This window comes from Pseudomonas sp. Sample_14 (genome assembly GCF_004307515.1).
In the GTDB taxonomy this organism is placed as follows: Bacteria; Pseudomonadota; Gammaproteobacteria; order Pseudomonadales; family Pseudomonadaceae; genus Aquipseudomonas; species Aquipseudomonas atacamensis.
Map to the genome: position 1 here is coordinate 1 of NZ_RCOC01000078.1, position 9,072 is coordinate 9,072.

General features: G+C 61.3%; 7 protein-coding genes and 1 pseudogene. 4 read left to right on the plus strand and 4 right to left on the minus strand.

The annotated features are described in order from the left end of the window. Both D8U61_RS18655 and D8U61_RS18660 read right to left on the minus strand, forming a co-directional pair. Positions 1-117 (minus strand): annotated as a pseudogene (locus D8U61_RS18655) (two-component sensor histidine kinase); the annotation flags it as partial. Next, positions 117-866, minus strand: coding sequence for a response regulator transcription factor (locus D8U61_RS18660; RefSeq protein WP_024013950.1), 750 nt, complete (start codon positions 864-866; stop codon positions 117-119). The pseudogene D8U61_RS18655 and the gene D8U61_RS18660, both read right to left, overlap by 1 nt. 262 nt (positions 867-1,128) lie before the next feature. On the opposite strand from D8U61_RS18660, the gene pyrF reads away from it, so the two are divergent. Continuing rightward, positions 1,129-1,827, plus strand: coding sequence for an orotidine-5'-phosphate decarboxylase (gene pyrF / locus D8U61_RS18665; protein WP_071173241.1), 699 nt, complete (start codon positions 1,129-1,131; stop codon positions 1,825-1,827). 126 nt (positions 1,828-1,953) lie between these two features. Here the strand turns inward: pyrF and D8U61_RS18670 are convergent, their stop codons facing one another. Beyond that, positions 1,954-2,958, minus strand: a complete 1,005-nt coding sequence (locus tag D8U61_RS18670; RefSeq protein ID WP_016773662.1) for an NADP-dependent oxidoreductase — start codon at positions 2,956-2,958, stop codon at positions 1,954-1,956. A 237-nt stretch (positions 2,959-3,195) separates the two neighbouring features. Between D8U61_RS18670 and D8U61_RS18675 the strand changes: the two genes are divergently transcribed. The 3 genes from D8U61_RS18675 (at position 3,196) to D8U61_RS18685 (ending at position 7,625) form a co-directional block, all read left to right on the plus strand. Then, on the plus strand, positions 3,196-3,957 hold the full coding sequence (locus tag D8U61_RS18675; RefSeq protein WP_016773663.1) for an SDR family oxidoreductase: 762 nt from the start codon (positions 3,196-3,198) through the stop codon (positions 3,955-3,957). A 191-nt stretch (positions 3,958-4,148) separates the two neighbouring features. Next, the gene (locus tag D8U61_RS18680; RefSeq protein ID WP_130902526.1) at positions 4,149-5,549 is read left to right on the plus strand and encodes a PLP-dependent aminotransferase family protein; all 1,401 of its coding nucleotides are present in this window, start codon (positions 4,149-4,151) and stop codon (positions 5,547-5,549) included. A gap of 108 nt (positions 5,550-5,657) precedes the next feature. Beyond that, the gene (locus D8U61_RS18685) at positions 5,658-7,625 is read left to right on the plus strand and encodes a methyl-accepting chemotaxis protein (RefSeq protein ID WP_130927447.1); all 1,968 of its coding nucleotides are present in this window, start codon (positions 5,658-5,660) and stop codon (positions 7,623-7,625) included. Positions 7,626-7,878: 253 nt separating this feature from the next. On the opposite strand, the gene D8U61_RS18690 is transcribed toward D8U61_RS18685, so the two are convergent. After that, a complete protein-coding gene (locus D8U61_RS18690; RefSeq protein ID WP_177433349.1) occupies positions 7,879-8,637 on the minus strand; it encodes a hypothetical protein in 759 nt (252 codons plus the stop codon). Positions 8,638-9,072 lie beyond the last annotated feature (435 nt).

Consider the following 9,072-nt stretch of genomic DNA (forward strand, 5'->3'; position numbering starts at 1 on the left):
GGGTGGAGGAGGGCTGTAGAGTCTGAACCAGGCGAAGGCCAGCAGGTGCGCCAGGACAATCGCCACGAACAGCACCCCGAACAGGCGACCGAACAGGGTGTCGAAGCGCGCCTTCATCAACCGATGTCCCGCGCGTCGAACAGGTAACCCTCGCCGCGCACGGTCTTGATCAGTTGCGGGGCTTTCGGGTCGTCGCCGAGTTTTTGTCGCAGGCGCGAGACCAACAGGTCGATGCTGCGGTCGAAAGCCTCGATCGAGCGACCGCGAGCGGCGTCGAGCAGTTGTTCGCGGCTGAGCACGCGACGCGGGCGTTCGATGAAGACCCAGAGCAGGCGGAATTCGGCGTTGGACAACGGCACTACCAGGCCGTTGTCGGCGACCACTTGGCGCAGGACGCTGTTCAGGCGCCAGTTGTCGAAGCGAATGTTGGCGCGCTGTTCGCTGCGGTCGTCGCGCACGCGGCGCAGGATGGTCTGGATGCGGGCGACCAGTTCGCGTGGTTCGAACGGTTTGGCCATGTAATCGTCGGCGCCCAGTTCCAGGCCGATGATGCGGTCGGTGGGTTCGCAGCGGGCGGTGAGCATCAGGATCGGGATGTCCGATTCGGCGCGCAGCCAGCGGCACAGCGACAGGCCGTCTTCGCCGGGCAGCATCAGGTCGAGGACGATGACGTCGAAATGTTCGCCCTGCAGCGCCTGGCGCATCGCCGCGCCGTCGGTGACGCCGCTGGCGTGAATGTTGAAACGGGCGAGGTAATCGATCATCAGCTCGCGGATCGGCACGTCATCATCGACGATCAGCGCGCGGATGCTCCAGCGCTTGTCGTCTTTGCTTTCATCCGTCATGGTTGTCGGGGTGTTGTGCATGGGGCTGTTCACTACCAGGGGTGGTTTCAGCATAGGCGTCCGGCCGAGAGGCGGGAAGTGCTGTTGTAAGGGCGTATTGCGCAGGGCGAGGCTAACCCGGGTGGGTGTTGCCGGCGTGTCGGCTGTGTATCGAAGTCGACACAATAGCCGTGCGGGCTAAGCTGATAACCGCCAGCGCGACGATTTACCGATCATCGGGTGCCGCGCCGCCGCCGGTTCCGCTACAATGCGCGCCGTTTTCGACCAGCCTGAGAGCCCATCCATGTCCGCCTGCCAGACTCCTATCATCGTCGCCCTGGATTTCCCCACCCGTGACGCCGCACTGAAGCTGGCCGACCAGTTGGACCCGAAACTGTGCCGGGTCAAAGTGGGCAAGGAACTGTTCACCAGTTGCGCGGCGGAAATCGTCGGCACCCTGCGTGACAAGGGGTTTGAAGTGTTTCTGGACCTGAAATTCCACGACATCCCCAACACCACCGCGATGGCCGTGAAAGCCGCTGCCGAGATGGGCGTGTGGATGGTCAATGTGCACTGCTCCGGTGGCCTGCGCATGATGGCTGCCTGCCGTGAAGAGCTGGACAAGCGCAGTGGTCCGCAACCGTTGTTGATTGGTGTGACCGTGCTGACCAGCATGGAGCGCGAGGATCTGGCCGGTATCGGTCTGGATATCGAGCCGCAGGAACAAGTGCTGCGTCTGGCGGCACTGGCCGAGAAGGCCGGGATGGACGGTCTGGTCTGTTCGGCGCTGGAAGCGTCGGCGCTGAAAACCGCGCACCCGTCGCTGCAACTGGTGACCCCGGGAATTCGCCCGGCAGGCAGCGCGCAGGACGACCAACGGCGCATTCTGACCCCGCGTCAGGCACTGGATGCCGGTTCCGATTATCTGGTGATCGGCCGTCCGATCAGCCAGGCGGCAGATCCGGCGCAGGCGTTGGCCGCAGTCGTAGCCGAAATTGCCTAAAGCTTATTGAAGATCCAACTGTGGGAGCGAGCCTGCTCGCGAAGAGGGAGTGTCAGTCGGCGTCATTACCGACTGATCTTCCGCTTTCGCGAGCGGGCTCGCTCCCACATTGGTTTCAGGCTGGCCTTAAACCTTCAACACCAACTTGCCAAAGTTCTCGCCGTTGAACAGTTTCATCAGCGTCTCCGGGAACGTCTCGAGCCCTTCAACCACATCTTCCTTGCTCTTGAGCTGCCCGTTGGCCATCCAGCCGGCCATCTCCTGGGCGGCGCTGGCGAACTGCGCGGCGTAGTCCATCACCACAAAACCTTCCATGCGCGCGCGATTGACCAGCAGTGACAGGTAATTGGCCGGGCCTTTGACCGCTTCTTTATTGTTGTACTGGCTGATCGCGCCGCAGATCACCACGCGCGCCTTCATGTTCAAGCGGCTCAGCACCGCGTCGAGAATGTCGCCACCGACGTTATCGAAGTACACGTCCACGCCTTTCGGGCATTCGCGCTTCAGACCGGCCACGACGTCTTCGGCCTTGTAATCGATGGCGCCGTCAAAACCCAATTCGTCGATGAGGAATTTGCACTTGTCGGCCCCGCCGGCGATGCCGACGACGCGGCAGCCTTTGATTTTGGCGATCTGCCCGGCCACGCTGCCCACCGCACCGGCCGCGCCGGACAGCACCACGGTGTCACCGGCTTTCGGGGCGCCGACGTCGAGCAGGGCGAAGTAGGCGGTCATGCCGGTCATGCCCAGTGCAGACAGATAGCGTGGCAATGGCGCGAGTTTCGGGTCGACCTTGTAGAAACCGCGCGGCTCGCCGAGGAAATAATCCTGCACACCGAGGGCGCCATTGACGTAATCGCCGACGGCGAAGCCAGGATTGTTCGAGGCGATGACTTTTCCCACGCCCAGTGCGCGCATGACCTCACCGAGACCGACCGGCGGGATGTAGGACTTGCCTTCGTTCATCCAGCCGCGCATGGCCGGGTCGAGGGACAAGTATTCGTTTTTCACCAGAATCTGTCCCGCCTGTGGCTCGCCGACCGGTACTTCCTGATAAGTGAAAGTCTCGCGGGTCGCGGCGCCCACCGGGCGTTTGGCGAGCAGGAACTGGCGATTGGTCTGGTTGGTCATGACAGGCACTCGAATGGAATGAAGCCTTGTTGATAGCTCTTCAACGGCGATGTCGCAAGGTTGGCTGATACGGCGAATGCGAGTCGATCCAGTGCAGTGATGATTACGGGGCGGGTTTTATCACTGCAGCGCATGGGCCTGTAAACAGCGATTGCATAGTGCTGACGCGCTTTCGCTGCCCTTGGCTATGCTGCGATGCCAACATCTCCCATTTTTTTTGCATTCGAGGACATAGCCATGAGCATGACGTTTTCCGGTCAGGTGGTTGTAATCACGGGAGCCGCCTACGGCATCGGTCGCGCGACAGCCCTGGCGTTTGCCGCCGAAGGCCTGAAAGTGGTGGTGGCTGACCTCGACGCGGCTGGAGGCGAAGGCACGGTGGCGCTGATTCGTACCGCCGGTGGCGAAGCGTCCTTCGTGCGCTGCGACGTGACGGTGGAAAGCGATGTAAAAAATCTGATGGATGAGGTGATCAATACCTACGGTCGTCTCGACTATGCCTTCAACAACGCCGGGATCGAAATCGAGAAGGGCAAACTGGCCGACGGTACGCTGGACGAGTTCGACGCGATCATGGGCGTCAACGTCAAAGGCGTCTGGCTGTGCATGAAGTATCAGTTGCCGTTGCTGTTGGCGCAGGGCGGTGGCGCGATCGTCAACACGGCGTCGGTAGCCGGGCTGGGCGCAGCGCCGAAAATGAGCATCTATGCGGCGTCGAAACATGCGGTGATCGGCCTGACCAAGTCGGCGGCGATCGAATACGCGAAAAAGAAAATCCGCGTCAACGCAGTGTGCCCGGCAGTGATCGATACGGACATGTTCCGCCGTGCCTACGAAGCCGACCCGAAGAAGGGCGAATTCGCCAACGCCATGCACCCGGTCGGGCGCATTGGCAAGGTCGAGGAAATCGCCAGCGCGGTGCTGTATCTGTGCAGCGATGGCGCAGCGTTCACCACTGGGCACTCATTGGCGGTGGACGGCGGCGTGACGGCGTTCTGAAAGTTGCCGAAATACAAAGAACCCGCCTGCGTGCGGGCTTTTTTGTACCTCGCGGTCGGTCCCTGTGAATACCGTTAAACAATGTGTATCAAACCGTTAGAACTGCCGCATTTGGCGGTGTTGTCGCACAGCCTCGGCGGCGCGGCTGTGATTTACTGCTGCCAGCAAAACTGACAGGAGTTTGCGAGCTCATGGAACTGAGAATTGACCGACAGGCAATGGTGCCGGTCGTGCAGCAGATCGTCGACGGAATGACTGACTGGATTGTGCAAAGCGGCATCCCGCCGGCCACCCGGTTGCCCTCCGTACGGCAAATCGCCCGGGGTAATCTGCTCAGCCAGTCGTGTGTCGTCGAAGCCTGCGAGCGCCTGGTTTCGCAAGGTGTGTTGACTGCGCGTCAGGGCGCGGGATTCATCGTCGCGGCCTCGCCGCCGTTGCGCGAAACGGACTCGGAACTGGCAGTGTTCGAAGGCCGCCATGCGTGGTGCGATGAGCTGAGCGCTTCGTCGGGCCGCTTGGTCTTGGGGCAAGGAGGCTTGCCGCCGAGCTGGCGTGAGCCCGACGACCTCAGCTACGCATTACGCGAGGTGGCGCGCACCGACATGGCCAGTCTGTTCAACTACAGCTCGCCGCTGGGCCTGCCAGCGTTGCGCGAGCAAATTGCCAAGCGTCTCAAACTGCTGAACATCGACGCTTGCAATACCCGGCTGATGAGCACCAGCGGTGCCAGTCATGCGCTCGATCTGATCGTGCGCACCCTGTTCAAGGCCGGCGACTGCGTGGTGGTGGAAACGCCCGGTTATGCACCGTTGTTTGACCTGCTGCGCCTGCACGGCGTACAGATGCTCGAAGTGCGTCGGACACCGAGCGGGCCGGACATCGACATGCTCGAGTCAGTGCTGCGTCAGTTTCGTCCCAGCGCCCTGTTCATCGGCAGTCATCACCACAACCCCACCGGCAGCTGCCTGACGCCTGCGGTCGCCCAGCGTATCGTGCAGTTGAGCAAGACCTACGACCTGCGCGTGATCGAAGATGACGTCTACGCTGATCTGCACACCGGCAGCGGTACACGGTTGGCGGCGCTGGACCATGGCGGCAGGGTCATTTATGTCGGCAGCTTCTCCAAGACCCTGAGCAGTTCGTTGCGGGTCGGCTTTGTTCTGGCTGACAGCGAACTGCTGAAGCGCCTGGCCGAGGTCAAGATGATCAGCGGGCTCGGCTGTTCGAGGCTGGCCGAGGCGGTGCTGGCCAGGCTGATGGCGACCGGCGCTTATCGCAAACTGGTGCAGCGCCAGCGCCAGCGCTTGAATGCCGATCGCGCGGCGGCCTTGCAGGCCCTGGAAGACGCCGAGTGGGAAGTGTTTGGCAAGCCGGTTGGCGGGCTGTTTATCTGGGCGCGGGCACGCTTGCGCGATCAGACGTCGGTGCGCAGGCAGGCCCAGCGTTGCGGGCTGGAGTTATCCGCAGCGGACGCCTTCAGTCCCAGCGGTGAGTGCGGTGACTGGCAGCGCATCAATGTGGCCTGTGCCTGCGACCCGCGGGCTCGGCAGTTTTTTCGCAATACTTGCGCGGATCGACCTCCAGCATTCTGAAAACGACGCGGGCGTAGCTTTTTGCCATTATTCCGACGCCAGAGTCTTGTGCTGGTTAGAGCCCGTTGCGAATCTTCGTTCACAGACTTTGGCAGGGGACTACGCGCAATGATTTCGGCCGTGCAAGGACGTTTTGCCAACCTCGGTATGGCGAAAAAACTGGGTATCGGATTTGTGCTGGTCTTGCTGCTGACTGCATTGGTGGCGGCGATCGGCGTCTGGTCGCTGCAAACCATCAGCCTGCGTTTCGACGGCTTGAAGCAGATGTCCGCGCTCAACAGCGGCCTGCTCAAGGTGCGCCTGCTCGAGCAGGAATACGCCCTGCGCGGCAATCCGAAGACCGCCGATGCCTTGCGCGAAGGCGTCGATGGGCTGATCGTTCTTGCCGGCGAGCTCAAGGCACATTCCCCGGCCAATGTGCCGGTGATGAGCGATGTCGAGCAAGCGCTGGGCGCTTATCGCAAGGCCTTCGATGAATTCGTCTCGCTGAGCCAGGCCAAGGACCTTGCGCTGGAGATGGCCAGTTGGTCGGTGTCGAGCGTGGCCAATAACCTTGACGTGTTGCAGAGCGGCCTGGCCGATGATGGCGCCTACACCTTGAAAGACACCGAGGGCAAGGACGGCGCGCAGTTCATCGAACAGGCGAATCAGGTCAGTCAGGTCTCGCGACTGATGCTGCAAGCGATGAACGAAGCGCGGGTGCGTCTGGATCAGAGCCGCAAGGGCGATGCCGAGAATGCCGGTCAAGGCAATATCGAACAGGCCGCGCAAGCGCAGGAGCAGGCCGAGGCGCTGAAAACCACGGTCAAGGACGAGGGCTATCTGACGGTGCTCAATGAAGTGTCGGGGCATATCGCCGGATTCAACGAGAAACTGGCTGAATACACCGGGTTGCTGGCGCAAGAAAAAACGGTTTATGACCAACTGCATCAGCGTGCCGCGCAGGTGGTGGACCGGGTCAATCAGGCCTACGTCGCCGAAGACGCTTCGATGCAGGCGGAGCTGAAAAAGAACACGGTGTTGATCATTGGCTCTTCGGCGCTGGCCTTGTTGGTCGGATTACTCGCCGCGTGGGTGATCACGCGCCTGATCGTTGCGCCGCTGCGCAGTGTCATTCGTGTGGCGCAGCAGATTGCTGCGGGTGATCTGACGGCGAAGGTCGAGGTGACGCGCCGCGATGAAATGGGTCAGCTGATGTTGGCGATGCAGCAGATGGCTGCCGGCCTCGGCACGATTGTCAGTGGCTTGCAGGCCGGGATCGAGCGCTTGGCCGGTTCCGCGCAATCGCTGTCGGCGGTGACCGAGCAGACCAATCTGGAGGTCAACAGCCAGAAGGAGGAAACCGAGCAGGTCGCCACGGCCATGAACCAGATGACCGCCACGGTGCATGACGTCGCGCGCAATGCCGAAGAGGCGGCGCTGGCGGCGCAGACGGCGGATGACAAGGTCGAGAGCGGCCAGCAGGTGGTGCGCCAAAGCATGGCGCGGATCGAGCAGTTGGCGGATTCGGCGACGTCGGCCAGTTCCAGCATCGAGAGCCTCAGTGCCGAGATCCAGAATATCGGCACGGTGCTGGAGGTGATCAAGAGCGTGGCCGAGCAGACCAATCTGTTGGCGCTGAACGCGGCGATCGAAGCGGCGCGGGCCGGGGAGCAGGGCAGGGGGTTTGCCGTGGTCGCCGATGAGGTGCGTGCGCTGGCACGGCGTACGCAGCAATCGACCGAGGAGATCGAGCGCCTGGTCAGTGCCTTGCGCGCGGCGGCACAGTCGTCGGTGCAGCAGATTCGCAGCAGTGGCGAGCTGGTGAAGCTGGCGGTCAGTGATGCGTTGCAGACCGAGAGTGCGCTGGGGAGTATTGCCGCGGCGGTGTCGTTGATTCAGCAGATGAATCAGCAGATCGCGGCGGCGGCGGAGGAGCAGAGTTCGGTGGCGGAGGAGATCAATCGCAGTGTTACGCAGATTCGTGCGAGTGCGGATCACTCTTCCGTGGCCATGCGCGGGAATGCGGCTTCGAGTGTTGAGCTGGCGCAGTTGGGCGGGGAGTTGCGCTCGATGGTTGGGCATTTTCGGCTTTGAGTCGTGGCGGCCTTTGGGCCGGCCAGGCTCTTGGCTTCGCCGCGTGGGTATGGCCCGGGTTTGCTTTTGCTGTTCTGTGGGAGCTGGCTTGCCAGCGAAGGCGGCCTGACAGCCGACCGATTTTTACCTGAGAACACTGCTTCCCAATGTGGGAGCGAGCCTGCTCGCGAAAGCGGTCTTCAATTCACACCTCTTTCAAGTCGCCCACAAAAAAGCCACCCATGAAGGTGGCTTCTTTACCGGCATTCTCGACTCAGTCGTAAATCACTTTCTTCTTCCAGTCCGCATCGGCTTCGACATCCTTCAAACCGGCAGTCAGTTGGTTTTCCTCACCTTCCACCGGGGCAATCTTGTCCATGACCTGGGCGTTGGCTCGGGCGAGGAGTTTTTCCAGGTATTGCAGTTGCTCGGCATACATCTGCGGGTCCTGCTGTTTGCGCAGGTATTGCACGCCACGTTCGAAGGCGAGGCGGGCCTGGCCGGGTTGGTTTTGTTGCAGGGACTGTTGGCCGAGGTTGTTGAAGAATTCGATGTGCAGCAGCACGAGGATGTGGCGCACTTCGCGAATCCATTGTTTGGCTTCGTTCGGTGGCAGGAAACCGTCGTGGGCGGCGCGGGTGATCTGGCCGTGCAGGGCTTCGAGGAGGAAGCGCACGTCTTTGGCTTTGGCTTCGTTCAGGATCGGCGCGGGCGGGTTGTTCACCGGGATCGATTCGCCCTGGGCAACGAGGGCGCTGAGTTCGGTGATGCGGGCCTTGGTCGTCGCGCTGGTTTTTTCCAGGTTGAGCAGGCGCTGGCAGACGTTGAGTTCCAGGCGGGTCAGCAGCAGCTTGAGCGCCGGGGTCATGAACTGGCCGGGGAAGGTTTCGGTCAGTTCGCCGCAGCGGCGCAGGCGGTCGTTGAGTTCGACTTTGGTGCGGGCCTTCTCCAGTTTGTTGTTTTCCACCACATGGTTCATGTAGCCAATGGCGATCAGAATTGCGATCCCGGCTACGACTAGCAGGGTGATCATGAGTGGTGTCACCGGTAAGACCTCTTTATAGGGTTCGCATGCGAGTGTAGTGGCTGGGCATTTAGGCGCCTAGCGCCGCTCGACGGGTTTGATCGGCTGCTGCAATCTGTATCGGCCGCCAGCTGTATAGATGAATGCTGGCGCTTGATGTGCAGATTGCCATCACTGTGCGGTGACTATAACGTCTTGGCGAGTGGCGGAATATAGGCGTCAGGTTTCGGACGACGGAAAAGCCCTACGCGGCCCGTAATCCAGGTCGAAGTCATTGATTTAAATAAATTTATATCAGGGGGTTGACGACCCCTCAATCCATCCATAGAATGCGCGCCACTTGCAGCGTAAAGCACACAGCGAAACGCGGCAGGGAGTGAATGTTGTAGTGTGTCCCCTTCGTCTAGTGGCCTAGGACACCGCCCTTTCACGGCGGTAACAGGG